This window comes from Streptomyces sp. NPDC041191, assembly GCF_055591945.1.
Window position 1 is genome coordinate 401,339 of record NZ_JBVIZC010000002.1, and the last position, 26,053, is coordinate 427,391.

The 26,053-nt window shown below is 74.4% G+C and carries 20 protein-coding genes; 12 read left to right on the forward strand and 8 right to left on the reverse strand.

Annotation, left to right across the window (positions count from 1 at the left end):
• Nucleotides 1-84: 84 nt before the first annotated feature.
• Nucleotides 85-2,892: an FAD-binding and (Fe-S)-binding domain-containing protein gene (locus tag ACZ6AQ_RS05045; protein ID WP_468757571.1), complete on the reverse strand. Its 2,808-nt coding sequence runs from the start codon at nucleotides 2,890-2,892 to the stop codon at nucleotides 85-87.
• A gap of 51 nt (nucleotides 2,893-2,943) precedes the next feature.
• Between ACZ6AQ_RS05045 and serC the strand changes: the two genes are divergently transcribed.
• The gene (serC, locus tag ACZ6AQ_RS05050) at nucleotides 2,944-4,062 is read left to right on the forward strand and encodes a phosphoserine transaminase (RefSeq protein ID WP_468757573.1); all 1,119 of its coding nucleotides are present in this window, start codon (nucleotides 2,944-2,946) and stop codon (nucleotides 4,060-4,062) included.
• A gap of 67 nt (nucleotides 4,063-4,129) precedes the next feature.
• On the opposite strand, the gene ACZ6AQ_RS05055 is transcribed toward serC, so the two are convergent.
• Nucleotides 4,130-5,140: a WD40 repeat domain-containing protein gene (locus ACZ6AQ_RS05055; RefSeq protein ID WP_468757575.1), complete on the reverse strand. Its 1,011-nt coding sequence runs from the start codon at nucleotides 5,138-5,140 to the stop codon at nucleotides 4,130-4,132.
• A gap of 70 nt (nucleotides 5,141-5,210) precedes the next feature.
• Between ACZ6AQ_RS05055 and ACZ6AQ_RS05060 the strand changes: the two genes are divergently transcribed.
• From ACZ6AQ_RS05060 to ACZ6AQ_RS05070, 3 genes are all read left to right on the forward strand, one after another.
• Nucleotides 5,211-6,047, forward strand: a complete 837-nt coding sequence (locus ACZ6AQ_RS05060; protein ID WP_468757576.1) for an alpha/beta fold hydrolase — start codon at nucleotides 5,211-5,213, stop codon at nucleotides 6,045-6,047.
• A gap of 52 nt (nucleotides 6,048-6,099) precedes the next feature.
• Nucleotides 6,100-6,807 carry a GDSL-type esterase/lipase family protein gene (locus ACZ6AQ_RS05065; protein ID WP_468757578.1) on the forward strand — a complete coding sequence of 236 codons (708 nt, stop codon included), beginning with the start codon at nucleotides 6,100-6,102 and terminating at the stop codon, nucleotides 6,805-6,807.
• A 331-nt stretch (nucleotides 6,808-7,138) separates the two neighbouring features.
• Nucleotides 7,139-8,350: a M64 family metallopeptidase gene (locus tag ACZ6AQ_RS05070; RefSeq protein WP_468757580.1), complete on the forward strand. Its 1,212-nt coding sequence runs from the start codon at nucleotides 7,139-7,141 to the stop codon at nucleotides 8,348-8,350.
• 138 nt (nucleotides 8,351-8,488) lie between these two features.
• Here the strand turns inward: ACZ6AQ_RS05070 and ACZ6AQ_RS05075 are convergent, their stop codons facing one another.
• Nucleotides 8,489-9,478, reverse strand: coding sequence for an aldo/keto reductase (locus ACZ6AQ_RS05075; RefSeq protein ID WP_468757582.1), 990 nt, complete (start codon nucleotides 9,476-9,478; stop codon nucleotides 8,489-8,491).
• Nucleotides 9,479-9,799: 321 nt separating this feature from the next.
• Between ACZ6AQ_RS05075 and ACZ6AQ_RS05080 the strand changes: the two genes are divergently transcribed.
• Nucleotides 9,800-10,300 (forward strand): GNAT family N-acetyltransferase, encoded by a 501-nt coding sequence (locus ACZ6AQ_RS05080; protein ID WP_468757583.1) that lies wholly within the window; start codon nucleotides 9,800-9,802, stop codon nucleotides 10,298-10,300.
• 60 nt (nucleotides 10,301-10,360) lie between these two features.
• Here the strand turns inward: ACZ6AQ_RS05080 and ACZ6AQ_RS05085 are convergent, their stop codons facing one another.
• Both ACZ6AQ_RS05085 and ACZ6AQ_RS05090 read right to left on the reverse strand, forming a co-directional pair.
• Nucleotides 10,361-11,704, reverse strand: a complete 1,344-nt coding sequence (locus ACZ6AQ_RS05085; protein WP_468757585.1) for an MFS transporter — start codon at nucleotides 11,702-11,704, stop codon at nucleotides 10,361-10,363.
• A 25-nt stretch (nucleotides 11,705-11,729) separates the two neighbouring features.
• The gene (locus ACZ6AQ_RS05090) at nucleotides 11,730-12,173 is read right to left on the reverse strand and encodes a MarR family winged helix-turn-helix transcriptional regulator (protein WP_432086844.1); all 444 of its coding nucleotides are present in this window, start codon (nucleotides 12,171-12,173) and stop codon (nucleotides 11,730-11,732) included.
• 363 nt (nucleotides 12,174-12,536) lie between these two features.
• Here ACZ6AQ_RS05090 and ACZ6AQ_RS05095 point away from each other — a divergent pair, with 363 nt between their 5' ends.
• Nucleotides 12,537-12,797: a hypothetical protein gene (locus ACZ6AQ_RS05095; RefSeq protein ID WP_468757587.1), complete on the forward strand. Its 261-nt coding sequence runs from the start codon at nucleotides 12,537-12,539 to the stop codon at nucleotides 12,795-12,797.
• On the opposite strand, the gene ACZ6AQ_RS05100 is transcribed toward ACZ6AQ_RS05095, so the two are convergent.
• Nucleotides 12,767-14,218 carry an NCS2 family permease gene (locus ACZ6AQ_RS05100; protein WP_468757589.1) on the reverse strand — a complete coding sequence of 484 codons (1,452 nt, stop codon included), beginning with the start codon at nucleotides 14,216-14,218 and terminating at the stop codon, nucleotides 12,767-12,769. The genes ACZ6AQ_RS05095 and ACZ6AQ_RS05100 overlap by 31 nt on opposite strands.
• Nucleotides 14,219-14,361: 143 nt before the next feature.
• Here ACZ6AQ_RS05100 and ACZ6AQ_RS05105 point away from each other — a divergent pair, with 143 nt between their 5' ends.
• The gene (locus ACZ6AQ_RS05105) at nucleotides 14,362-14,643 is read left to right on the forward strand and encodes a DUF2530 domain-containing protein (protein ID WP_388688485.1); all 282 of its coding nucleotides are present in this window, start codon (nucleotides 14,362-14,364) and stop codon (nucleotides 14,641-14,643) included.
• 125 nt (nucleotides 14,644-14,768) lie between these two features.
• Entirely contained in the window at nucleotides 14,769-17,177 is a 2,409-nt protein-coding gene (locus ACZ6AQ_RS05110) for an HAD-IC family P-type ATPase (protein WP_468757591.1), read from the forward strand.
• 70 nt (nucleotides 17,178-17,247) lie between these two features.
• On the opposite strand, the gene ACZ6AQ_RS05115 is transcribed toward ACZ6AQ_RS05110, so the two are convergent.
• Together ACZ6AQ_RS05115 and ACZ6AQ_RS05120 are read right to left on the reverse strand one after the other, a co-directional pair.
• Nucleotides 17,248-20,406 carry a sacsin N-terminal ATP-binding-like domain-containing protein gene (locus tag ACZ6AQ_RS05115; RefSeq protein ID WP_468757593.1) on the reverse strand — a complete coding sequence of 1,053 codons (3,159 nt, stop codon included), beginning with the start codon at nucleotides 20,404-20,406 and terminating at the stop codon, nucleotides 17,248-17,250.
• A 293-nt stretch (nucleotides 20,407-20,699) separates the two neighbouring features.
• The gene (locus ACZ6AQ_RS05120) at nucleotides 20,700-21,629 is read right to left on the reverse strand and encodes a DUF3027 domain-containing protein (protein ID WP_468757595.1); all 930 of its coding nucleotides are present in this window, start codon (nucleotides 21,627-21,629) and stop codon (nucleotides 20,700-20,702) included.
• A gap of 655 nt (nucleotides 21,630-22,284) precedes the next feature.
• Between ACZ6AQ_RS05120 and ACZ6AQ_RS05125 the strand changes: the two genes are divergently transcribed.
• The 4 genes from ACZ6AQ_RS05125 (at nucleotide 22,285) to ACZ6AQ_RS05140 (ending at nucleotide 26,036) form a co-directional block, all read left to right on the forward strand.
• A complete protein-coding gene (locus tag ACZ6AQ_RS05125) occupies nucleotides 22,285-23,730 on the forward strand; it encodes an MFS transporter (protein ID WP_468757596.1) in 1,446 nt (481 codons plus the stop codon).
• Nucleotides 23,731-23,942: 212 nt separating this feature from the next.
• Nucleotides 23,943-24,422 (forward strand): DUF2771 domain-containing protein, encoded by a 480-nt coding sequence (locus ACZ6AQ_RS05130; protein WP_468757598.1) that lies wholly within the window; start codon nucleotides 23,943-23,945, stop codon nucleotides 24,420-24,422.
• Nucleotides 24,423-24,429: 7 nt separating this feature from the next.
• On the forward strand, nucleotides 24,430-25,188 hold the full coding sequence (locus ACZ6AQ_RS05135; protein ID WP_468757600.1) for a futalosine hydrolase: 759 nt from the start codon (nucleotides 24,430-24,432) through the stop codon (nucleotides 25,186-25,188).
• Complete coding sequence (locus ACZ6AQ_RS05140; protein ID WP_388688503.1) at nucleotides 25,185-26,036, forward strand: 1,4-dihydroxy-6-naphthoate synthase; 852 nt, start codon at nucleotides 25,185-25,187, stop codon at nucleotides 26,034-26,036. The genes ACZ6AQ_RS05135 and ACZ6AQ_RS05140 overlap by 4 nt, the downstream gene beginning before the upstream one ends.
• The last annotated feature ends 17 nt before the right edge of the window (nucleotides 26,037-26,053 follow it).

Here is a 26,053-nt window from a genome sequence, read left to right on the forward strand (position 1 = left end):
CGCGTCCACGGCGCCCCGCCGGAGGGACCACCGGCCGGATCGGGCCGGGCCGCGCGCGTCCCCGGCCGCCGGGACGCGGTCCGCCTACGACGGGGCGCGGAAGCGCCGCCCCCGCCCGTCCGCGTCCCCGGTCCCGTCCCCCGGGTCCTCGTCCAGCCCCTCCGCCAGCACCTCCGCCAGGTGCCGCCCCCGCAGGTCCGTCAGGTCGCCGATCTGGGTCCTGCACGAGAAGCCGTCCGCCAGGACCGTCGCGTCCCCGGCGGCCCGCAGCGCCGGCAGGAGCCGGTCCTCCGCGCACGCCACCGAGACCCCGTAATGGCCCGGCTCGAAGCCGAAGTCGCCCGCCAGGCCGCAGCAGCCGCCCACGAGGTCGCCCGTCAGGCCCGCCCGCTCCCGGAGGCGGCGGTCCGCCGCGTCGCCCAGGACGGCGTGCTGGTGGCAATGGGTCTGGCCGGTGACCGGGCGGTCCAGGCGGGGCGGGGCCCAGTCGGGCGCCAGCTCCTCCAGGGCCTCCGCGAAGGTGCGGACGGAGGCGGCGAGGCGCGCCGCGCGGGGGTCGTCCCCCATCAGCTCGGGCAGGTCGGTGCGGAGGGCCGCCGCGCAGGAGGGTTCCAGGACGACCACCGGACCCGCCACCTCCTCCATCACGTCCAGCGTCCGCCGCATCACCTTCCGCGCCGCCCCCAGCTGCCCCGTCGACACGTACGTCAGCCCGCAGCAGACCCGGCCCGGCGGCAGGTCCACCCCCAGGCCCGCGTCCTCCAGGACGCGGACGGCCGCCTCGCCGACCCCGGGCGCCAGGTGGTTCGTGAAGGTGTCCGGCCACAGGGTGAGGACCGGCGGGCGGTTCGAGGCGCGCTGGGCGAACCAGTACGCGAAGGACCGTTCCGCCACCCTCGGCATCGTCCGCTCCGGCGTCACCCCCGCGAGCCGCGCCGCGAACGGCAGCCGGAGCCCCGCGTTCAGGCCCCGCCCGAACAGGTCCAGCCAGTGCGGGAGCCGTCCCATCGTCCAGTGCGAGCGCGGCCGGCGCAGGAGGCCGCCGGGGCCCGCGTAGTACCCGTCCAGGAACTCCGCCTTGTACGCGGCCATGTCGACGCCCACCGGGCAGTCGCTGCGGCACCCCTTGCAGGACAGGCACAGGTCGAGGGCCTCACGGACCTCCTCCGCGCGCCGGCCGCCGGTGATCACCTCCCCGAGCGCCATCTCGTGCAGCAGCCGCGCCCGCCCCCGCGTGGAGTGCCGCTCCTCCCCCGTCGCGCGGTACGAGGGGCACATCACGTCCTCTCCCTGACTCCCGCCCTCCGTACGGCACTTGGCGACTCCCACGCACCGGGCGGCGGCCCGTCCCAGGCCCACCACCGGGAGGCCCGTGAACCGCAGCCCCTCGTCCAGCGGCCCCGGCCGGACCAGCATCCCCGGGTTGAGTCCCCCGTCCGGGTCCCACACGTCCTTGACCGCGCCGAAGAGGCCGACCAGCTCCGCCCCGTACATCTTCGGCAGCAGTTCGGCCCGTGCCCGCCCGTCGCCGTGCTCGCCGGAGAGCGAGCCGCCGTGGGCGACCACCAGGCCGGCCACCGCCTCCGAGAAGCGCCGGAAGTCCCGGACCCCCCTCTCCGTCCACAGGTCGAAGTCGATGCGGACGTGGACGCAGCCGTCCCCGAAGTGCCCGTACGGGACGCCCCTGAGGCCGAAATCGGCCAGCAGGGCGCGGAATTCCCTGAGGTACGCGCCCAGGCGGGCCGGGGGCACCGCGCAGTCCTCCCACCCCGGCCACGCCTCGCCGCCGCCGGGCGTCCGGGTCGCCGTCCCCGCCGCGTCCTCCCTGATCCGCCACAGCGCCCGCTGCCCGGCCGGATCCCGCACGACGGCCGCGTCGAGGGCGTCCGCCGCCCGGACGACCTCCCGGGCCGCCCCGGGACCGTCCACCTCGACGAACAGCCACGCACCGCCCCGGGGCAGCCCGGCGGCGTCCGGCACGAGGTCCGCCGCCATCCCCTCCACCGTCAGCGGCCGGTACGGCAGGAGCCCCGGCGCCGCGTCCGCCGCCGCGCCCTCGTCGGGGTACCCGAGCACCACCAGGACGGGTTCGGCGGGCAGCGGGACGAGCCGTACGGTCGCCTCCGTCACCACCCCGAGCGTGCCCTCGCTGCCGCAGAAGGAGCGGGCCACGTCCACGCCCCGCTCCGGGAGCAGCGCGTCGAGGGCGTACCCGGAGATCCGGCGCGGAAGGCCCTCCGGGTAGCCGGTCCGCAGCAGGGCGAGGTGCCGCCCCACGAGCTCCCGCAGGCCGGGCGGCGCGCCCCGCCCCTCCCGCCCGAGCGTCAGCTCCGCGCCCCGGTAGGTCACCACGTCCAGCGAGCGCACGTTGTCCGCCGTGGTGCCCCAGGCGACCGAGTGCGCCCCGCAGGCGTTGTTGCCGATCATGCCGCCGAGGGTGCAGCGGCCGTGGGTGGACGGGTCGGGGCCGAAGGTCAGCCCGTACGGGCGGGTCGCCGCCCGCAGCCGGTCGAGGACGGTCCCCGGCCGGACGACCGCCGTCCGCGCCTCCGGGTCCAGGGAGACGATCCCGCCCATGTGCCGGGTCAGGTCGAGCACGATGCCCGTGCCCGTGGCCTGCCCGCCGGTGGACGTGCCACCGCCCCGGGCGACCACCGGCGTGCCGTGCGCCCGGCAGACCTCCAGGACCGCCGCCACGTCGGCCGCGTCGCGCGGGGCGACCACACCGACCGGGACCCGCCGGTAGTTGGAGGCGTCCATGCTGGTCAGAGCCCTTGCCGTGGGGGAGAGGTCGACTTCTCCCGCGACGGCGGAGCGGAGGGCCCCGGCGAGTGCGGACGGATGTTCCTGGTGTCTTCCCACAAGTCCAGGATGGCGCGTTCCTCGTCTCATCGGGCGGACATCCCGCGACCGCCCCCTCCCCGACCCGATACGCTCCGCCTCGTGGCCGATATCCAGATTCCCGCTGACATCAAGCCCGCCGACGGCCGTTTCGGCGCGGGCCCCTCCAAGGTGCGGACGGAGGCGCTGGACGCCCTGGCCGCCACCGGCACCTCCCTCCTCGGCACGTCCCACCGCCAGGCCCCGGTCAAGAACCTGGTCGGCGAGGTGCGCGCCGGCGTCCGTGACCTCTTCTCGCTGCCCGAGGGCTACGAGGTGGTCCTGGGCAACGGCGGCTCCACCGCCTTCTGGGACGTCGCGACCCACGGACTGATCGAGAACAGGTCCCAGCACCTCGTCTTCGGCGAGTTCTCCTCCAAGTTCGCGAAGGCCGCGAAGCTGGCCCCCTGGCTGGCCGACCCGACCGTGATCTCCTCCGACCCGGGCACCCACCCGGAGCCGGCGGCCGAGGCGGGCGTCGACGTCTACGCGTACACCCACAACGAGACCTCCACCGGTGTCGCCGCCCCGGTCCGGCGGGTCGCGGGCGCCGACGAGGGCGCGCTCGTCCTGGTCGACGCGACCTCCGGCGCGGGCGGCCTGCCCGTCGACATCACCGAGTCGGACGTCTACTACTTCGCGCCGCAGAAGTCCTTCGCGGCCGACGGCGGCCTGTGGCTGGCGGCGTTCTCGCCCGCCGCCCTGGAGCGCGCGCGGAAGGTCCACGCGTCCGGCCGGCACGTCCCGGAGTTCTTCTCGCTGCCGACCGCGATCGACAACTCGCTGAAGAACCAGACGTACAACACCCCGGCGCTCGCGACCCTCTTCCTGCTCAACGAGCAGCTGAAGTGGATCAACGGCCAGGGCGGTCTGGACTGGGCCGTGGCCCGGACGAAGGAGTCGTCCGACGCGCTGTACGCGTGGGCCGAGGAGTCGAAGTACGCCTCGCCGTTCGTGACGGACCCGGCGAAGCGCTCGCAGGTCATCGGCACGATCGACTTCGCGGACGAGATCGACGCGGCGGCGGTCGCGAAGGTGCTGCGCGCCAACGGGATCGTGGACACCGAGCCGTACCGCAAGCTGGGCCGCAACCAGCTGCGGATCGCGATGTTCCCGGCGGTCGACCCGGCGGACGTGCGGGCGCTGACGGCCTGCGTGGACCACGTGATCGAGAAGCTGTAACGCCCCTTTCCCGTACGGAGGGCCCGGCACCGCGCGCACGCGGTGCCGGGCCCTCCGGCGTCGTCCGTCACCTCCGGCGCACGAGCCGCTTCCCCGCCGTCACCAGGAGCACGGCGCCGGCGAGGACGAGGAAGCCGGTGGTGACGTTCCCCCCGCCCTCCCCCTCCGGGGACGCGGACGGCGGCGCGGAGGCCCCCGGGGAGGCCCCCGGGGAGGCCGGGGCGCCGCCCGGGGTCTTCGGGTCCGTCCGCCCGCCCGAGGGCGGCTCCACGCGCAGGACGCGGCTGTTCCTCCCCTCCGAGCCGAACATGAGGGCCGCACCGTCCCGCGTGTACGTCACCGACTCCGCCTGCCCCTGGAAGGGAGCCCCTACGGGGGCGCCCCCGCCCACGGGCCGCCCGTCCTTCCAGGCGTACTCCACGGCGGTGAAGTAACCGCGCAGGACGAGCCGGCCGCCGTCCGGCGAGAAGGCGCCGTCCGTCACCCACGGCACTTCGGCCACGCGCCGGAAGACGTTCGTCCCGGACCGGGAGAGCCGCTCGGGACCGGCGTACAGGCCGCCGCCGTCCTCCCGCTTGCTCGCGATGTACACCCGGCCGGTCTTCGGGTGGACCATCAGGGCCTCGGCGTTGCGCGGTCCGTCGGCGTACTTCACGACGTACTGCTCCGCCCTCACCTCCTGGTCCTTCAGGACCGCCGGTTCGGGGAAGCGGTAGATCCAGACGTGGTCCCAGGAGCCGTCGAGGTTGTCCCCGACGTCACCGACGTAGACGGCGCCGTCCGGGCCGACGGAGATCGCCTCCATGTCGCGGGGGGTGCCGACCCCGCGCATCGTCAGGGTCGCGACCGTCTTTCCCGTACGGGAGTCGACGCCGTAGATCAGGGGCGCGTCCTGGTCGTTGTGCGTCCAGTAGATCCCGGGGTGGGCGCGGCTCGCGGCGAGGCCGCTGGACTCGGTGATCCGGGTGTCCCGGATCGTGAAGTCCCGGTCGGGCTCCTGCCCTTCGGCACGGACGGGACCGGCCGGGAGCAGCACCAGGGCCGCCGCCGCGCCGAGGGCGCACAGAGCAGATCGCATGTCCCCAAGCCTGCCACGGGCGGCGGGAACCCGGTTGACCATGATCGGGGACGCTGTCAGGGTCGCGTCCATGCCCACCTTCACCGCGCCCGACGGCACGGAACTCGCGTACCACGACTCCGGCTCCGGGGCCCCGCTGCTCTGCCTCCCCGGCGGACCGATGCAGGACTCCGCCTATCTGGGCGACCTCGGCGGCCTCGCGGCCCACCGCCGCCTGATCCTGCTCGACCCCCGGGGCACGGGCGCGTCCGCGACGCCCGACGATCCGGCCTCGTACCGCTGCGACCGGCAGGTGGCGGACGTGGAGGCGCTGCGGACGCACCTCGGCCTCGACGCCGTCGACGTGCTCGGGCACTCGGCGGGCGCGAACCTGGCCGTGCTCTACGTCTCCCTGCACCCCGACCGCGTGAAACGCCTGGTGCTCGTCACCCCGGGCACGGCGGCGGTGGGGCTCGACACGCCCCCGGAGGAGCGGCTCGCGGCGGCGCGGCTGCGGAGCGGGGAGCCGTGGTTCGGCCCGGCGTACGCGGCCCTGGAGGAGGTCACGGCGGGACGGGGCGGGGCGGAGGCGTTCGCGGCGGTCGCGCCGTTCTTCCACGGCACCTGGGACGAGGGCGCGCGGGAGCGGCACGCCGAGGACGGCCGGCGGCGGAACGGCGAGGCGGCGGCCCGCACGAACGAGGGCGCCTTCGACCCGCCGGCCACACGCGCGGCCCTGGCGGCGTTCGACCGCCCGGTCCTGGTCGTGGCCGGCGAGGGGGACGTGAACACTCCGCCGCCGACGGCCGCCGCGTACGCGGCCCTGTTCCCGAAGGCGGAATCGGCCCTCTTCCCGGGCGCGGGCCACTTCCCGTGGCACGACGCCCCGGAGACCTTCGCCACGACGGTGAACGTCTTCCTCTCCTGAAGGTGCCCCGGATCACAACAGGCCCCGTCACACGATCCGCGATGATGTGACCATGCGTTTTCTGTTCGTCGGCGACAGCATGACCATCGGACGCGCCGGCGACTGGACCTGGCGCTACCGGATGTGGCAGCACCTGGAGGCGACCCTTCCGGGCGGGTACGAGATCGTCGGCCCGCGCACGGGCCTGTACGACCCGGCGGACCCGGACGGCCCCCACGACGGCGAGGCGTACGCCGCGCCGGACTTCCCCGCCCCCGCCCGCCGCCACCTGGCCGGCTGGGGCGAGGGCTGGCTGCACATGGCGCCCGTGATCGGGGAGGCGGTCGCGGCGACCGGGGCGGACGTGCTGCTGATCTCGCTCGGCCTGATCGACCTGGGCTTCTACACGAACAGCGACCAGACCGACGAGAACGTGCGGTCCTTCATCGGGGCCGCCCGCGCCGCGAACCCGCGCGTCCGCGCGGTCCTCCTCCCGGTCATCCCGAACGTCCGCGCCACGTACGACGCCCCCTTCGCCGCCGAGTGCGCCCGCTTCAACGACCTCCTCGCGAAGGCGGTCGCCGACCTGGACACGGCCGCCTCCCCCCTCCTCCTCGCGTCGGTCCCGGAGTCGTACGCCCTCCCGGCCGACACCTACGACGGCACCCACCCGGGCCCCACCGGCGAACACAAACTGGCCGCCGCCTTCGCGGACGCGATGCACCGGGCGTGGGGGCTGGGCGGCCCGTACGCACCCCGGGGGACCGGGCCGCGCGGCTGAGGCGGTCCACGGGCCCGGCCGCCCTCCCGGAGGGCGCAGTCCCCCCGGGAGGGGATGAATTCTCTTTAACGCCCGCCTAAGAACCCCTTAAGAAGAAGGGGAGTTCTCGCATGAAAAGCTTTCACCGCCCCCGGGTGGCCGATGGAATTCCGGCCCGGAGGAATCACCGCAGCTCAGCGCCGCTCCCCTTCCACTCGTTCGGAGTGCGGACGCGTGCGCCCGAGAAAAGGCGAGGAAAGAAAGAGTGCCCATGCGCCGAAGAAGTCCGATCCTCCTGGCAGCCGCCGCGCTGTGTGCCACCGCTCTGGCGGCCCTTTCTCCGGGAAACGCCGTGGCGGAGCCCAAGAAGCCCACCGAATGGCGGGAGGTCTTCTCTCCCGACGGCACGATGACCAAAGTGGAGATACCGAAGGAGGTCACGCCCCCGGCCACCCGGGCCGAGATCCACGCGGCCTCCGCCACCACGGTGACGGCCCTCCGGCAGAGCGGTCCGCCCGAGTCACGGTTCGACGTGGTGATCATGGGCGACGGCTACACGGCCTCGCAGACGGAGCTGATGCGCCGGCACGCCCGGGAGAAGTGGGACGAGATCGCCGCCACGGCGCCGTGGGACAAGCACGCCACGTCCGTCAACGTGTGGCTGGTCGAGGTCGTCTCCAAGGAGTCCGGCGTCGACAACGACCCCGTGCCGGGCGTCAGCCGCGACACCGCGCTCGACATGTACTTCAACTGCGGCGGCATGGACCGGCTGCTGTGCCTGAACGAGTCGAAGGCCAAGGAGTACGCCGCCCGGGCCCCCGGGTCCGACGCGGTCCTCGTCCTCGCCAACACCACCAAGTACGGCGGCGCCGGTTACCCCAGCCTCGCCACCGTCGCCGGCGGCAACGCGCAGGCCGGCCGCATCGCCATCCACGAACTCGGCCACTCCGTCGGCCACCTGGCGGACGAGTACTACACGCCGGGAACCGCCTACTCCGGCGCCGAGCCCGCCGAGCCCAACGTCACCACCGACCCGCGCGGCTCCAAGTGGGCTTCGTACCTCGGGAAGAGCACGCCCGACGGAGGGATCATCGGCGCCTTCCAGGGGGGCCACCAGTTCGAGCGCGGCATCTACCGGCCGTCGCAGGACTCCCTCATGAGCAACATCGACAAGCCGTTCAACCTCGTCGGCCTCGACGTCATGGACCGGGCCATCGGCGCCAGGATCAGCGGCACGCCCGACCCCGGCCCGGGCCCGGCTCCGGCCTGCACCGGCCACGCGGTCTCGCGCACCGGGAAGCTGTCCGCCGGCGGTTCCGCCTACGAGCCCGGCGGCACGTCGTTCCACGCCGGCGCCGGCACGCACCGCGCCTGCCTCTCCGGCTCCGCCGGCGGCGCGTTCGGCCTGGAACTGCTGGGCTGGAACGGTTCCGCCTGGCGGGTCGTCGCCACCGGCGGCCCCGACGGGACGCTGACCCACACGGGAACGGCCGGCTACTACACCTACCGGGTCAAGTACCTCTCCGGGCCCGGTGGTTACACCCTGGGCTACACCGCGCCCTGACCCCCGCGCCGCCCCGCGCGGCGCGGGCCCCGGGGGCCCGCCGGCCGCTCCGGAGCCCCGCACGGCGCCGCTCCCCGTGACCACCGACGGTCGCGGGGAGCGGCGCCGCGTACGGGAGGTGCCGTCGCCCTCCCGGTGTCACCAGGCGAACGCCTCCGGGGACGGTCCCGGCCCGGGGAAGATCTCGTCGAGCCCCGCCAGCACCTCCTCGCTCAGCTCCACCTCCAGGGCGCGCAGCGCGCCGGCCAGCTGTTCCGGGGTGCGGGGCCCGACGATCGGGCCCGTCACGCCGGGGCGGGTGAGCAGCCAGGCCAGGCCGACCTCGCCGGGCGCGAGCCCGTGCTTGTCGAGCAGGTCCTCGTACGCCTGGAGCCGCGCCCGCGCCGCCGGGTCGGCCAGTGTGGCCGCCGCGCGCCCCTCCGTGCGCCGCCTGCCCTCGGCCTCCTTCCGCAGGACCCCGCCGAGGAGACCGCCGTGCAGCGGCGACCAGGGGATGACCCCGAGGCCGTACTCCTGGGCCGCCGGGATCACCTCCATCTCGGCGCGCCGCTCGAAGAGGTTGTAGAGGCACTGCTCGCTGACGAGCCCGACCGAGCCGCGCCGGGCGGCGGTCTCGTTGGCCTGGGCGATCTTGTAGCCGGGGAAGTTGGACGAGCCCGCGTAGAGGATCTTCCCCTGCTGGATCAGGACGTCGACCGCCTGCCAGATCTCCTCGAAGGGAGTGGCGCGGTCGACGTGGTGGAACTGGTAGAGATCGATGTAGTCGGTGCCGAGGCGCCTGAGGCTGCCCTCGACCGCGCGGCGGATGTTGAGCGCCGAGAGCTTGTCGTGGTTGGGCCACGCCACGCCGTCGGGCCCCATGTTCCCGTAGACCTTGGTGGCGAGGACGGTCCTGTCGCGGCGGCCGTCGCCCCGGGCGAACCAGGAGCCGAGGATCTCCTCCGTCCGCCCCTTGTTCTCGCCCCATCCGTACACGTTGGCCGTGTCGAAGAAGTTGAGCCCCGCGTCCAGCGCCGTGTCCATGATGGCGTGGCTGGTGGCTTCGTCCGTCTGGGGTCCGAAGTTCATCGTGCCGAGGACGAGTCGGCTGACCTTGAGTCCGGTGCGTCCGAGCTGCGTGTACTCCATGGTCACCAGCCAACGCCCTGGAGCGCGCTCGAAGCAAGCGCCGTTCGCGAAACGGGCGCGCGGCGCGCCGGGGACTACGGGCCGGTCACCGACGCCACCGCGACGATCACGAACATCAGTACGAGCACACCGGCCATGATCCGGTTACGGGTCTTCGGGTCCACCCGTCGAGGTTAACCCAGCCGGTCCCGCGCCCCCCTCGGGCCCCTCTCCCCCGGGCGGCCGGCGCGGCCGGTCCACGGCCCGCCCTCGTCCAGCCGCTCCGGGGGCGGCAGGAGAGCCGCGAAAAGCCTCGTGGGGGGAGTGTGGCAGCCTCTGCGCATGAAGATCCGCAAGGGCGACACCGCAGACATACCCGCCGTCCTCACCGTCCTGGACAGCGCCGTGACGTGGCTCAACGCCAGGGGCATCACGGCCCAGTGGGGCACCGAACCGTTCACCGCGCGCCCCGCCGCGGTGCGCCAGGTGGAGGAGACGGTCGCCGAGGGCGACCTGTGGCTGGCCGAGGTGGACGGCGTACCGGCGGCGACGATGACCCTGACCCCGCACCCCGGCAAGCACGTGCCGCGCGCGGCGGAGCCGGAGGTGTACGTGCGCCTCCTGGCGACCGACGCCCGCTTCCACGGCCGGGGAGCGGGAGCGGCCCTCCTGGAGCACGCCGCGGCGGAGACCCGGCGCCGGAACGTCCGGCTCCTCCGGGTGGACTGCTACGCGGGCGGCGAGGGCCGCCTGATCGCGTACTACGAGGGGCAGGGCTTCACCCGGGCCGGCACCTTCGCGGTGGGCGACTGGCCGGGCCAGATCCTGGAACGGCGCTTCTGACGGCGACGGCCGGAGGGAGCCGGGGGCGGACCCCGGCCCCCTCCGGCCGTCGTTCCGGGGCTACGCCGCCGTGGTCAGGCGCTCCGGCGCCGTACGCGGCACGAACCGCACCCGCGGGTGACCCCGTCCCCAGCCCAGGGCGACCCTGAGTCCGCCGATCCGGGCCAGGACCAGGCCGACCACGACGGCCGCGAGCAGCGAGATCACGCCGCCCGTGGCGAACCCGACGCGGGCGCCGTAGGCGTCGGTGACCCAGCCGAGGAGCGGCGCGCCGATCGGCGTGCCCCCGGCGAAGACCATCATGTAGAGGCTCATCACCCGGCCCCGCATCGCGGGGTCGGTGGCCATCTGGACGGCCGAGTTCGCGGTGATGTTGACCGTGAGGCCGATCATGCCGATCGGCACGAGCAGCAGGGCGAACAGCCAGAACGCAGGCGACAGGGCCGCCGCGATCTCCAGGGCGCCGAAGACGCCGGCCGCGACCACCAGCATCCGCAGCCGGGTCGAGCCGCGCCGGGCCGCCGCGAGGGCGCCCGCAAGCGAACCGGCCGCCATCAGGGTGTTGAGGAAGCCGTACGTGCCGGCGCCGACGTGGAAGACCCCGTCGGAGAAGGCGGTGAGCCAGATCGGGAAGTTGAACCCGAAGGTGCCGATGAAGCCGACCAGCACGATCGGCCAGATCAGGTCGGGCCGTCCGGCCACGTACCGCAGGCCCTCCCTGAGCTGTCCCTTGCCGCGCGGGGCGCGCTCCACCTTGTGGAGTTCGCCCGTCCGCATGAGCAGGAGGCTCGCGAGGGGCGCCAGGAAGGACAGGCCGTTGAGCAGGAAGGCCCAGCCGCTGCCCACCCCGGCGATGAGGACGCCGGCGACGGCGGGGCCGACGAGCCGCGCGGTCTGGAAGTTCGCCGAGTTCAGGGAGACGGCGTTGCGCAGCCGGTCGGGGCCGACCATCTCGGAGACGAAGGTCTGCCGGGCCGGGTTGTCGACCACCGTCACCATGCCGAGCAGGAAGGCGATCAGGTAGACGTGCCAGACCTGGACCTGCCCGGAGAGGGTGAGGACGGCGAGCGCGAGGCCGCACAGGCCGAGGGCGGCCTGGCTGAAGAGCAGCAGCCGCCGCTTCGGGTAGCGGTCGGCGATCACTCCGCCGTACAGGCCGAAGAGCAGCATCGGCAGGAACTGGAGGGCCGTCGTGACGCCGACGGCGGCGGCCGAGCCGGTGAGGCTCAGGACCAGCCAGTCCTGGGTGATCCGGGCCATCCACGTACCGGTGTTGGAGACGATCGCTCCGGTGAAGAACAGCCGGTAGTTCCGGATCGAGAGCGAGGAGAAGGTCCCCCCGCGGCGGGTGTGGGTATCGGAATGATGGACGGGGGCGGAGTCTGCTCCGGTTCCCGTACTCAAAGTGCGTCGCCTCCTCGGCTCGGGTCTACAGATGGGCGAGCTTCTCCAGGACGGGGGCGGCCGCGCGCAGCTTGGCCCATTCGTCCTCGTCCAGCCCCTCGGCGAGCGCGGCCAGCCAGGCGTTCCGCTTGCGGCGGGACTCCTCGAGCATGGCCTCGGCCTGCTCGGTCTGGCTGACCACCTTCTGCCGGCGGTCGTCGGGGTGCGGCTCCAGCCGGACCAGTCCCTTGGCTTCGAGCAGCGCGACGATGCGGGTCATCGAGGGCGGCTGGACGTGCTCCTTGCGGGCCAGCTCGCCGGGGGTCGCGGAGCCGCAGAGCGACAGGGTGCCGAGCACCGACATCTCGGTGGGGCTCAGCGACTCGTCGACGCGCTGGTGCTTGAGGCGTCGGCCCAGCCGCATGACGGAGGAGCGGAGCGCGTTCACGGCCGCGACGTCGTCCGCGGCGCCGTGGGACAGGTCAGGCATGTTCCTTAGCCTAACTCATTACTCTGTCTAAATACCAACGGGAACGGCCCCGCGTCGCACGGATCACACCGGAGCCCGGCCGGGCGCCTCCCGCGCCGCCGCACGCGCCGCGCCGTGTCCTCGCGCACCGCGCCGCGTCCTCCCGCGGTCCGCCCGGCACGCCGTCCCCCGCACGCGTACCCGCGCGAGGCCGGGGAAGCGCTCGTTGCCGGGGGAGCGCCGTCCCCCGCGCGCGCACCCGCGCCCGCCCGCGACAACACGTACGGCCCCGGATCACGCTCCCGCATCCATGTATCACCCGAACGAGTGAGTCGTATCCGGAAAGTGACGCGCAGGAGCCCCGGCGCCCCCGAACCTGACGGCATGGGATCGACAGTGCTCAGCCTGCGCATCGACGGTGAGCTGCTCGACCGGCTCAGGAGCCACGCCGCCAAAAGAGGAATGAGCGTCCAGGACTACGTGGTCCGGACGCTCATGCGCGAGGATTTCGACGAGCGGTTCAAGACCGCCGTCGACGAGACGGAGAAGTTCTACGGGGAGGGGGAGGGGCCGGGGCCCGGTGCGGAACCGGGGGCACCCGGCCCGCCCCGGGATCACGTGAGGCCGAGCGCCGGCATCGCGTAGTAGAAGACGAACACGGCCGACACCGCGTACATGGCGGCGGGGACCTCACGCCCCCGGCCGGCCGCGAGCCGCAGCACGCTGAAGGCGATGAAGCCGATGCCGATGCCGTTCGTGATCGAGTACGTGAACGGCATCATCAGCATGGCCAGGAACGCCGGCACCGCGATGGTGAAGTCGCTCCAGTCGATGTCCCTGACCGAACCGGCCAGGATCAGGAAGCCGACCGCGAGCAGCGCGGGGGTGGCCGCCTGGGACGGAACCATGGTCGCGAGCGGCGTGAGGAACAGCGCCACCGAGAAGAGGCCGCCGGTCACCACCGAGGCGAGACCGGTGCGGGCCCCCTCGCCGACGCCCGCCGTGGACTCCACGAAGCAGGTGGTGGCCGAGGAGGAGGACGCGCCGCCGGCGGCGACGGCCAGGCCGTCGACCAGGAGGACCTTGTTGATGCCGGGGAAGTTGCCGTCCCCGTCCATCAGCTCGGCCTCGTCGCCGACGCCGAGGATCGTGCCCATGGCGTCGAAGAAGCAGGACAGCAGCACGGTGAAGACGAAGAGGACGCCGGTCAGGACGCCGACCTTCTGGAAGCCGCCGAAGAGGCTGACCTGCCCGATCAGGCCGAAGTCGGGCGACGCGACCGGGTTGCCCGGCCACTCCGGGGTGGTCAGGCCCCAGGACGGGACGTCCGCCACCGCGTTGATCACCATGGCCACGATCGTCATGACGACGATCGAGATGAGGATGGCGCCGGGCACCTTGCGGACCATCAGCGCGAGGGTGAGCAGCGCGCCGAGGACGAAGACGAGGACCGGCCAGCCGGTGAGGTGCCCGCCGGTGCCGAGCTGGAGCGGGACGGTGGTGTGCGCGGCGTCGGGGACGCGGGAGACGAAGCCCGAGTCGACCAGGCCGATCAGCATGATGAAGAGGCCGATGCCGATCGCGATGCCCTTGCGGAGGCCGACCGGGACGGCGTTCATCACGCGCTCGCGCAGACCGGTCGCGACGAGCAGCATCACGACGACGCCGGCGAGGACGACCATGCCCATGGCGTCCGGCCAGGACATCTTCGGCGCGAGCTGGAGCGCGACGACCGTGTTGACGCCGAGACCGGCGGCGAGGGCGATCGGCACGTTGCCGATGACGCCCATGAGGAGGGTCGAGAACGCCGCCGTCAGGACGGTGGCGGTGACGAGCTGGCCGCCGTCGAGCTGGTGCCCGTACATGTCCTTGGCGCTGCCGAGGATGATCGGGTTCAGCACGATGATGTAGGCCATCGCGAAGAAGGTGGCGAAGCCACCGCGGACCTCGCGGGCGACGGTCGAGCCGCGCTCGGAGATCTTGAAGAAACGGTCGAGTCCGGAGGCCGGTTCGGGGGAACCGGACGGCTCGGGGGACGGGGCCTCGGCGGCGGCCGTGGTGCTCATGGGAGTCCTCGTAAGCGGTATCCGTTTGGCGGTTCGTACGAAGGAAACCCGCCACAGGCAAACCGTTTCAGTATGAACACATGAACGAGCGAGCGTCCATCTCCGCGCGTAGACAAGAAATCCGGCGGCCTAGACTGGCCCCCATGGCGAAGTGGACACCGAAGCACGAGGCACCCGAGCCCCTGGAGGGGCCCGTCGTCGCCACCATCACCGGCGGAACGGTCCTCTGGTTCGTCCTCTTCCTCGTCCAGCTCCCCTTCTACGGCTGGTTCGACGACCGGGACCTGACCTGGTGGGTGTGGACCTGCCTGGCCGGCGCGGGGCTCGGACTGATCGGCATCTGGTACGTGCGGAAGCGGGACGCGGCGCTCAAGCGGCACGCGGCGGAGAACGCGCGGGACTCCGCTCCCGGCCCCCGGCCCTGACCCGTACGGCCGGAAGGACGGCACCGGCCTCCCCGGCGCGGGCGCCGCGCCCGAGCGGGGCCGCCCCGTCCCCGCACCGCCCTCCCGGCAGGTGAACGGTCCGTTCCGGTCGTACCGTCGAAAGCATGACGCAGCGGGCGAAGATCGACACGGACGACGGCGGGGCGGCGGAGGGCGGGCCGCCCGTCGAGCACCGCCCGGCCGGGCTCACGTCCGCCGAGGTCGCGGAGCGCGTCGCGCGCGGCGAGGTCAACGACGTCCCCGTGCGCAGCTCCCGCTCGCTCGCCGACATCGTCCGCGCCAACGTCTTCACCCGCTTCAACGCGATCATCGGCGTGCTGTGGGTGATCATGCTCTTCGTCGCGCCGGTCCAGGACGGCCTGTTCGGCTTCGTGATCATCGCGAACACCGGGATCGGCATCGTGCAGGAGCTGCGCGCCAAGAAGACCCTCGACGGGCTCGCGGTCGTCGGAGAGGCGAAACCGGCCGTCCGGCGCGACGGGACCGCCACCCCGCTGTCCACCTCCGAGATCGTCCTCGGCGACCTGATCGAGCTGAGACCCGGGGACAAGGTCGTGGTGGACGGGGTGGTCGCGGAGGCCGACAGCCTGGAGGTCGACGAATCGCTGCTCACCGGCGAGGCCGACCCGGTGGTGAAGAAGCCCGGCGACCCGGTGATGTCGGGCTCGTTCGTGGTCGCGGGCGGCGGCGCCTTCACCGCCACGAAGGTCGGCCGCGAGGCGTACGCGGCGCAGCTCGCGGAGGAGGCGTCCCGCTTCACGCTGGTCCACTCCGAGCTGCGCAGCGGCATCTCGACCATCCTCACGTACGTGACGTGGATGATGGTCCCGACCGCGATCGGCCTGATCATCAGCCAGCTGGTCGTCAAGAACACCGATCTCAAGGAATCGATCGCCCGCACCGTCGGCGGCATCGTCCCGATGATCCCCGAGGGCCTCGTCCTGCTGACCTCCGTGGCCTTCGCGATCGGCGTGGTCCGCCTGGGCCGGAAGCAGTGCCTCGTGCAGGAGCTGCCGGCCATCGAGGGCCTGGCACGGGTCGACGTCGTCTGCCTCGACAAGACCGGCACGCTCACCGAGGGCGGCATGGACGTGACCGGGCTGCGCCCGCTGGACGGCTGCGACGAGGCGTACGCGCGGAAGGTCCTGGGGGCGTTCGGCGCGTCCGACCCGCATCCGAACGCCTCCCTCCGGGCGGTCGTCGACGCGTACCCGGCCCCGGAGGGGTGGACGTGCACGGGGACGCTGCCGTTCTCCTCGGCCCGGAAGTACAGCGGCGCGGTGTTCGAGGAGGACTCCGGCGGGACCACGTCGTGGCTGCTCGGCGCCCCCGACGTCCTCCTGGGGGACGGGGACCCGGCCCTGGCCGAGACGGACCGCCTCAACGAGCGGGGCCTCCGGGTCCTCCTCCTCGCCCGTACGGACGGGGAGCCCGGCTCCCCCGGGGCGGTGGAGGCCGCCCGCCCGGCCGCCCTGGTGGTCCTGGAGCAGCGGCTGCGCCCGGACGCGTCCGACACCCTCGCGTACTTCGCCGACCAGAACGTCGCCACCAAGGTCATCTCCGGCGACAACGCGGTCTCGGTGGGCGCGGTGGCCGGAAAGCTGGACCTGGCCGGCGCGGAGCACGCGGTGGACGCCCGCACGCTCCCCGACGACCGGGAGAAGATGGGCCGGGTCCTCGACGAGAACACGGTCTTCGGCCGGGTCTCCCCCCGGCAGAAGCGGGACATGGTGGCCGCGCTCCAGTCGCGCGGCCACACGGTCGCCATGACCGGCGACGGGGTCAACGACGTGCTGGCCCTCAAGGACGCCGACATCGGCGTGTCGATGGGCTCGGGCTCGGAGGCGACCCGGGCGGTCGCGCAGATCGTCCTCCTGAACGACTCCTTCGCGACGCTGCCGTCGGTGGTCGCGGAGGGCCGCCGGGTCATCGGCAACATCACGCGCGTGGCGACGCTCTTCCTGACGAAGACGGTCTACTCCGTGCTCCTGGCGGTCCTGGTGGTCTGCTCCCAGGTCGAGTACCCCTTCCTCCCCCGCCACCTCACCCTGCTCTCCACCCTGACCATCGGCGTCCCGGCCTTCTTCCTGGCCCTGGCCCCGAACAAGGAACGGGCCGCACCGCACTTCGTCCGCCGGGTCATGCGGTACGCGATCCCCGGCGGCGTCGTCGCGGCGGCGGCCACCTTCACCACGTACCTCCTGGCCCGCCACCACTACAGCGGCGCGGACGCCCTGGGGGCCGAGACCAGCGCGGCGACCCTGACCCTCTTCCTGGTCTCCCTCTGGGTCCTCGCGATCGTCGCCCGCCCCTACACCTGGTGGCGGCTCGCCCTGGTCGCCGCCATGGCCGCCGCGTTCCTCCTGGTCCTCGCCGTGCCCTGGCTCCAGGACTTCTTCGCCCTGCGGCTGGTCGGCACGACGATGCCGTGGGCGGCGGTCGTGATCGCGGCGGCGGGGGCGGCGCTGCTCGAAGGCGCGTGGCGGTGGGTGACGAGGAGGTTCCCGGCGTAGGGGCCCGCCGGGGCGCGGGGCCCCGGCGGCGTCCCGGACGTCGGTGGGCGCCGGTGAGCACCGGGGGGCGTCAGTCGAACCAGCGGTCCCGCGCCAGCTCCACCGTGCGGGTCGGGTCCTCCAGGAGGGCCGCGACCTCGAAGCGGCGGGGCCACTGGCCGGCGGCCCAGGCCAGGCCGGCGGCCACGCCCTCCAGGGTCGCGGCGTGGACGGTGCCGTCGGGGGTGCGGCGCCAGTCGAGTTCGACGCCGCCCGCGCGCAGCTCCTCGTGCTCGACGTACGTGGCCGGGGCCGAGGGGCCGAGGAGGGCGGCCACGGCGACCGGGACCTCGTGCTCCTCGCCGGCCGTCGTGACCTCCGCCTCCACCGTCTCGCTCAGGCGCCGCACCTGGAGCAGCTCCGCCAGGTCCGCCGCGCGGGACGGGGACACGGGGAGGAGGGGCAGGCCCGCCGTCAGCGGGAGGAGGTCGGGGGCGTCCGCCACCACGGCCTCCGCCGCGTCCACCACCGTCGGGGTGCCGTCCACGACCGCCCGCAGCTCCTCCGGGAGGGTCACCTGCTCCGGGTCCAGGTCCGCGAGGGCCGTGTAGAGGGCGTGGAGCCGGTCGGCCGTCACCTCGCGGTCCGGGTCGGCCAGCCGGGCCAGCAGCTCCGCCGCGCCGCCCGGCTCGTCCAGGAGCGCCGCGACCGAGGTGCGGACGCCGAGGGCGCGCAGGACCTGCTCGTCCTCGAAGCCGGTCGCGTCGGCGGGGTCGTACAGGCCGATCAGGAGGGGGTCGGTGCCCGCCGCGCGCAGTCCGGCCGGACGGCGGCCGTCCAGTACGGGGTGGTCCCGGAGCCACCAGGCCGTGTACGAGCGGACCGTCTCGGTGGTGCCGTCCGGGAGGAGAACCCGTACGGGCTGGATCAGGGCGTCCCTCAGGGGCGGGACGGCCAGCAGGGCGAGCGCCCGGGGCCAGGCGTCGTCGTCCACCAGGTCCAGGTCCCGCACGGCCACGATCTCCGTCGCCACCGGCGGCACCGGCGACGGCGGCAGCCGGTCGAGGACGTCCTCGCACCACACGTCGATCGCGTCGAGGAGTCCGGCGTCGTCCGGCTCGGGGTAGTCGCCGTCGCGGGGCTCGACCTCGTCCGGGTCGAGGACGAGATCACTCGTACGGACCAACCCGAACGTGGCGAGCACCCCGCAGGCGGCGAGCGGACGTTCACCCCAACGAGCGGCGAGGTCGGCGTCGACGAAGGCGAGTTCACCCTCCCGCATGACGGCGGCGAAGGGCGACCCGGGCATGACGAGTTCGCCCGCGGGGGAGAGTTCGCCGTCCTCGTCGGGGAGGGCGAGCGCGCCCAGCCACGGCTCCTCGCCCGGTTCGAGGCCCGCGTCCCTGACCAGGCCGAGGACCGTCTCGGCCAGCTCCTCGGCGTCCAGGGCGTTCACGTCCTCGTCCCAGATGTCGCCCACGTCCAGGGAGGCCGCGACCGCGAGCCGCACCTGGTGGGTCCGCAGGATCGCCCGGGGCGTGGCGGGCAGGGCGCCCAGCTTCTCCAGGAGCGGGTGGGCCGCCTCCGGGTGGGCCACCTTCAGGCCGAGCCGGGCCAGTTCGGCGGGGGTCTCCTCCTGCGGGAGGAGGACCTGGCGGGGGCCGATCGCCGTACGGCCCCGGGCGCCCTCGACCTCCTCCGTCAACGGCACCGGGAGCCCCGTCAGCCGGTCCGGGTCCACCCCGGCCAGCGAGTCGTAGAGCCGCCACCACCAGGAGGGGTCCCGGTCCACCCCGGCCAGGCGGTCGATCGCCTCGGTCAGGGGCACGCGGCCGACGCCGAGCGTGCGCAGCTCCGGCCGGCGCTCCAGGCCCGCCGGGAGGAGCGTCGGGAAGACCTCCGCGAGCACGTTCACGGTGTCCGCGCCCGCGCCCTCCACGACCTCCGCCTCGACGGGACGGAGCGCGGGCAGCTCCTCGGTGGGGACGGCGGGCGCCAGGAACGCGACGCGCGGCAGCCGGTCGAGGATCGCCTCGCGCAGCGCCCCGTCGAGCGGGCCCTTGCCGAGCGGCCCGGGGACGAGGTCGAGCGCGGAGGGCGTCACCGGCCGCCAGTCGGCGAGGAGTTCCGCGTACGCGTCGGCCGCCCGCCCCACCAGGAAGTCGGTGAGCGGACCGGGCGCCGGGTGGCGGCGGGCGGTGTCGAGCGGCAGGGTCGCGATGAGGAGGGCGGGGATCCCCAGGGGCTCGTCCGTGGGGGTGGGGGCGTGCACGACGGGGGTGGTGCGCGGGTAGCGCGGGGCGCCCGCGTCGTCCACGGGCACGGCCCAGGTGACGGACCAGTGGGGGCGGAGGCGCTCCTCGACCGGACGGTCCTTCAGGAGCGCGGGGTCGATCGGGCCGCCGTGGGTGACGGTTCGCCAGCGGTGGGAGCCGGTGGCGCTGTCCTCGACGCGGACGTGGCCGCCCTCCTCGGAGCGGCGGAGGGTCCGTACCCCCTCGGGCGTCTCGACCACGACCTCGGCCAGGCCGGGCAGGGTGAGGAGCAGGGCGTCGTCGACCGAGGAGAGGAGCCGTTCGGTGAGGTCCCGGGCGGCGGCGTCGCGCAGCGGCAGGACCACGACGGTGTCGTAGCCCTCGGGTGCGGTGCCCTCGGCGGGCAGCGGGAGGCGCAGGAGGGGGACGTGGCCGTCGCGGCGGCGCAGCTCGTCGCCGAGGCCCGGGCTGTACCGGGCGGCCTCGGCGGCCAGGTCGCGGGCCTCCGCGAGGGACCAGCGGACGCCCCCGTGGCGGCTCAGGACGGCGGGCTCGTCGGTGACGGCGAGGACGGCGGCGAAACCGACGCCGAACCGGCCGACCGCGCCCGGTCCCTGCGGGCCGCCGCCCTGCTCGCGCTTGGCGGAGGCGCGGAGGGTGGACAGCGACTCGGCGCCGGCGGCGTCCAGCGGGGCGCCGGTGTTGGCGGCGGCCAGGACGGCGGGGCCCTCGCGGTCCGCCGGGTGCAGGGTCAGGCGGAGGCGGCCGGTGACGCCGGCGCGGCGGGCGGCGTCGGCGGCGTTCTGGGCCAGCTCGACCACGAGCCGGTCGCGGTAGCCGCCGAGGGCGAGGTCCTCCTCGGCGTTGGCGTCCTCGCGGAAGCGGGCGGGGGAGGCGCCCCAGGCGTCGAGCACCCCGCGCCGCAGCCGTGCGGTGCCGAAGGGGTCGGTTCCGTCGGTCGTCGTCCGGACGCTGACGCTCACGTCTGACTCCACTCTGCGGTTCTGAGGGCGGTTCTGCGGGGAGCGGTTCCGCGCGGGGCGGTTGCCGCGGCGTGGCACCGCGCGGCGGCGTCACGTCCCGGGGCCGGTGACCCCGGGGCCCGAAGGTACCGCGCCCGGAGACCCCCGGCCGACGGAGCGCGAACGGCCTCCCCGTGCCCCCGGGGCCCGCCCGCGCGGGGCGGCACGCGACCGGCGTCCGGGTGACCCCGGGACGCGCCCAGGGTGTGCCCCACGGGTGTCCCAGGGGTGCGCCAGGACTGCCCCAGGAGTGCCCTAGGAGTGCCCTAGGAGTGCCCCAGGTCCTCCGACGCCGCGTCCGGTTCCGTCGTCGAGCCGGAGTCCCCGGCCGGGCGGAGGGGGAAGGCGTCGACGGCCGTCGAGTCGAAGACCGGGAGCGCGGGGCGGGGCGGCTTCGGCATGACGGCGGCCTCCGAGTGCCCCCCGCAGCCGTACGCGAGGGAGACGACCCGGCCGTCCGCCGGGGAGAACTCGTTGGCGCACACGCCGAACGCCTGCTTCAGGGAGCCGGAGAGCGGCATCAGGAAGGCGCAGGACGCGCAGGTCGCCGGGGCCGCCTGCGCCATGGGCGTCTGGGCGCCGAAGGCGTCGTCCCAGCGGTCCGCGGCCGTGCGCAGGCCGTAGCGGGAGAGGACCCGGGCCCGCCGCAGGCCCAGCTCCTCCGCGACCGAGGCGATCGAGCCCCGCGAGGGGATGCGGGCCACGATCTCGGCGTCCTCGACGTCGAGGTGGTCCGCCAGCTCCTCCGAGACGGCGGAGTTCGGCGGCGGCACGTCCTCGCCCGTGTACCCCGGTTCGAGGCGCGGGTCGTCCTGCTCGGTCGGCAGCAGGTCCCCCGGGCCCATGTCGCCGGGGCGCAGCCGCTCGCTCCACGGCACCCACTCGGGGGCGAGGAGGGAGTCGGGGCCGGGCAGCAGGACGGTTTCGTCGAGCGTGACGTTCTTGGCGCGGGAGGCCCGCGTGACGGTCACCGCCCAGCGCCAGCCCCGGTAGCCGGGCTCCTTGGACTCGAAGAAGTGCGTGACGACGCGGTCGCCCTCCGCGACGACCTCGACGTGCGCGCCCACGATCCCCGGGGCGGCCGCCTCCTCGGCGGCCTCCCGCGCGAGGTCCACCGCCTCGGCGCACAGGCGGTCGGGGGTACGCGTGGCTCGCGGGGCACGCGGGGTACCGCTTCGCGTCGTCGCAGCACTCACAGGTATCGCTTCTCTCCTACGCCGTCTCACAGGTGCGCCGGCCGGGAGGCGGGAGCGAAGCAACGGGCGGCGGGCGGAGCGGACCGGGGGGCCGCATCGACGTCCGCGCCCGACGTGTCTCGCGCGTCTCGGGCACACCTACCGTCATCCATTCTGCGGGATGCCGAAGAGGCGCGCGGCCGAGAGCTTCCGCCGGTGACGCGCTACGCACGCTACCCCGTCCGCGCCCCTCCGCCCACCTGCCGGTCCCAAGAGGCCCGCCCACCGGCTCCGGGGACGCGCCCGCGGGCCCGCTCCGGCATCCGTCCCGGAGCCGAACCCGGACTCCGAACCGAACCCGGATCGGACCCGAACCGGACCCGAACCCGACCCGAACCCGAACCCGAACCCGCCCCGGACCCGGACTCCGATCCCGATCCCGGCTCCGGACCCGGACTCCGATCCCGATCCCGGCCCCGGACCCGGACTCCGATCCCGATCCCGGCCCCGGACCCGCCGCCCTCCCGGCGGGCGACACGCCCGGGGCGGGCGGTCGCCCGGGCCGTGCGCCGGCACCCCTCCGGGACCTGCCCGTACGGGCCGGGCCGCGGACGTCCCTGATCGTCTTCCGCGTCACGCCACGATTCACATCCCGGCCTTGGGGCACTATGACGGGGTGGCAGCCGCACGGTCCCCCGTACGATCCGAGGATCACGCCGGGCCGCTCCGGAGAGCGGGCCGGGCGGTCGGCCGTGCCCTGCACCTGCCGTTCACCGGCACCGCGAGGGGCATCCGGAAGGCCACCCACGCGCACGGGGCGGGCGAGTCGGGGCTCGGCAAGCTGATCGAGCTGCACGCCGTGAACGGCGCCGGGGACGTCATGATCACCGTCGCCCTCGCCTCCACCGTCTTCTTCTCCGTGCCGACCGACGAGGCGCGCGGCCGCGTCGCCCTCTACCTCGCCATCACCATGGCCCCGTTCACCCTGCTCGCCCCCGTGATCGGTCCGCTCCTGGACCGCATCCCGCACGGCAGGCGGGCGGCGATGGCGGGCGCGATGGGGACCCGTGCGGTCCTGGCGATCATGATGTCCGGGGCGGTCGCCACCGGCGGCATCGAGCTGTACCCGGCCGCGCTCGGCGTGCTCGTGGCCTCGAAGGCGTACGGGGTGGTGCGCAGCGCGGTCGTGCCCCGGCTGCTGCCACCGGACTTCTCGCTCGTGAAGGCGAACTCCCGAGTCACCCTGGCCGGGCTCCTGGCCACCGGGATCGCCGCGCCCGTCGGGGCGGGGCTCCAGACGATCGGGCCGGGCTGGCCGCTGTACGGGGCGTGCGCGCTGTTCCTGCTCGGGGTGTTCTGGGCGCTGCGCATGCCGCCCAAGGTGGACTCCGCGAAGGGCGAGCGGCGGGCCCATCTGCTGGCGCACGACGAGCCCCCGGACGAGCCCCGCGCCCGCGGTCGCGCGTCCGGCGGGGGGCGCGGCAGGACGCGCGGCGCGCGGAAGCCGGGCCTGCGGACGGTCGGGCCGTCCGTCCTGCACGGCCTGGCGGCGAACGCGGCCCAGCGCATGCTGTCGGGCTTCCTCATCTTCTTCCTGGCGTTCCTGCTGCGCGAGCACCCGCTCTCGGGACAGAGCGCCGCCGTCTCCCTCGGCATCGTGGGCGTGGCGGCCGGCGTGGGCAACGCGTGCGGCACGGCGGCCGGCTCGCTGCTCCGGGACCGGGGCCACGGCCCCGAGGTGATCATCGCCACGATGATCAGCGTGGTGCTCGGCACCGCGATCTGCACGGCGGTCTTCTTCGGCGGCGTGATGGTCGCCGTCCTGGGCGCGGTCGCGGGCACCACCCAGGCCCTGTCCAAGCTGTCCCTGGACGCGCTGATCCAGCGGGACGTGCCCGAAGCGGTGCGGACCTCGGCGTTCGCGCGCTCCGAGACGGCCCTCCAGATGGCATGGGTGGTGGGCGGCGCGATCGGCATCGCGCTCCCCCTGAACGGCACCCTCGGCATGTCCGTGGCGGCCGCGATCCTGGCCCTGGGCGCCCTCCTCGCCGTCCGCGGCCTCCTCACGGAGGCCCGTCGGCGGCCGAACCCCGAGAAGCGCCCGAAGACCCGGGTGGCATAGCCCGGCGGTACGGACCGGCGGACCGGCGGCAGGGGCCTGCCTCCAGGCCCCCGGGAACTCCGGGCAAGGGCCCTCCGGTGCTCCGGACACGGTCTCCCCGGGCCTCCGGGCACGGTCCCGGGGGTACGGATGGCCCAGCCCGTCGCCCGCCGGAAGGCGGCACGCCGTACCCCCGCGTGGCACGGAAGCGGCGGCCCGATAGCCTTCGGCTCATGACCGTTGCGTTCTTCTCCGGCTCGCGCCGCCGGGCCGCCGTCGCCCTCGGGGCCGTCTCCGCCGGGCTCCTCGTCCTCTCCGCCTGCGACAAGCCGACTCCGCTCGCGACCCTGACGGTCGGGACCGACTCGGTCCACTCCGAGGCCGCCTGCTACAACAACGGCGACGCCCTCAAGGAGTCGCAGATCCAGCAGTGCCTCAACAAGAAGGCCGACAAGTCCATCGCCGTGGCGATGGACGACAAGATCCGCTTCGGCGTGGACCCGGAGGTCGCGGACCACGGCTGGACGATCTTCCTCGGCGGCCAGCAGGCCGAGCCCGAGCCCTACAAGAAGACGTACCGGACCATCCCGGCCAGCGCCTTCTTCACCAGCCAGACCGGCGAGTCCACCGACAACGCCCAGGTGACCATCGTCGAGAACACCGGCAAGAAGCTCACCGGCGTCTGGCACTTCCAGCTGAAGAAGGACTCCTGATCCGCCGGTGGTCCACCGGATTCTGATCGTGACGGCCGTGGCGGCGGAGGCGGACTCCGTCACCGCCGGCCTCGGATCCGCCGCCCCGCGGCCCGTTCCGCTGCCGGGGGGCCTCGTCCTGCGCCGTCACGCGGACGGGACCGGCGCGCGCGTCGACGTCCTCGTCGGCGGGGTCGGCCCCGCGGCCGTCGCCGCCGCGACGGGAACGGCCCTGGCCCACGCCTCGCTCACGGACCCGGCGGCCGGTGGTCGCGACCGCCCGTACGACCTCGTCGTCTCCGCCGGGATCGCCGGCGGGTTCCAGCCGTCGGCCCCGCCCGGTTCCGTCGTCGTCTCGTCCGCGATCGTCGCCGCCGACCTCGGGGCGGAGACCCCCGACGGGTACCTCTCCGTCGAGGAGCTCGGCTTCGGGCGCTCCGCGCACCCCGTGCCCGCGGCGCTGACCGGCCGCATCGCCGGCGTCCTGGCCGCCGGGGGCCTGCCGTGCGCCGTCGCGCCCGTCCTCACCGTCTCCACCGTCACCGGCACCGCCCGGCGCGCCGCCGAGCTGGCGGAACGGCACCCCGGGGCCGCCGCCGAGGCGATGGAGGGCTTCGGGGTCGCCGAGGCCGCCGCCGCGTACGGGGTGCCCGTCGTCGAACTCCGGACCGTGTCGAACGCCGTCGGCCCGCGCGACCGCGCCGCCTGGCGCATCGGAGACGCCCTGGAGGCGCTCCGGCACACCGCCCAGCTCCTCAGCCGCACCGTCTTCGTGGAGGCGCCGTGAAACTGAAGATCGCCTACTCGCCCTGCCCGAACGACACCTTCGTCTTCGACGCCTGGGCCCACGGCCGCGTCCCGGACGCCCCCCGGCTCGACGTGACCTTCGCGGACATCGACGTCACCAACGGCTGGGCCGAGAGCGGCACCGACGCGCACGACGTCCTGAAGGTGTCGTACGCCGTGCTGCCCTGGATCCTCGACGAGTACGCCCTGCTGCCCTGCGGCGGCGCCCTCGGCCGGGGCTGCGGGCCGCTCGTCCTGACCCGGTCGGCGGCCACCGGGGCCGACCTGGCGGGGAAGCGGGTCGCGGTGCCGAGCGAGCGGTCGACCGCGTACCTGCTGTTCCGGCTGTGGGCGGCGGAGGCCGTGCCCGGCGGGGTCGGCGAGATCGTCGTGATGCCGTTCCACGAGATCATGCCCGCCGTCCGCGACGGCCGGGTGGACGCGGGGCTCGTCATCCACGAAGCCCGCTTCACGTACCAGGAGTACGGGCTGTACCGCCTCGCGGACATGGGCGAGCACTGGGAGGCCACGACCGGGCTCCCGATCCCGCTCGGCGCGATCGTCGCCCGCCGCTCGCTCGGCGCGGACGCCCTCCGGCGGATCGCCGACGCGGCCCGCGCGTCCGTGCGGATGGCCTGGGACGACCCGGAGGCGTCCCGGCCGTACGTCCTGGAGCACGCGCAGGAGATGGACCCGAAGGTGGCGGACCAGCACATCGGGCTCTACGTGAACGAGTTCACCGCCGACCTCGGCGAGCACGGGTACGCGGCGGTCCGCGGGCTGCTCACCCGCGCCGCGGCCGAGGGGCTCGTACCACCCCTCGGCCCGGACGCGCTGTCGTTCCCCTGATCCGGGGCCGCGCGTCC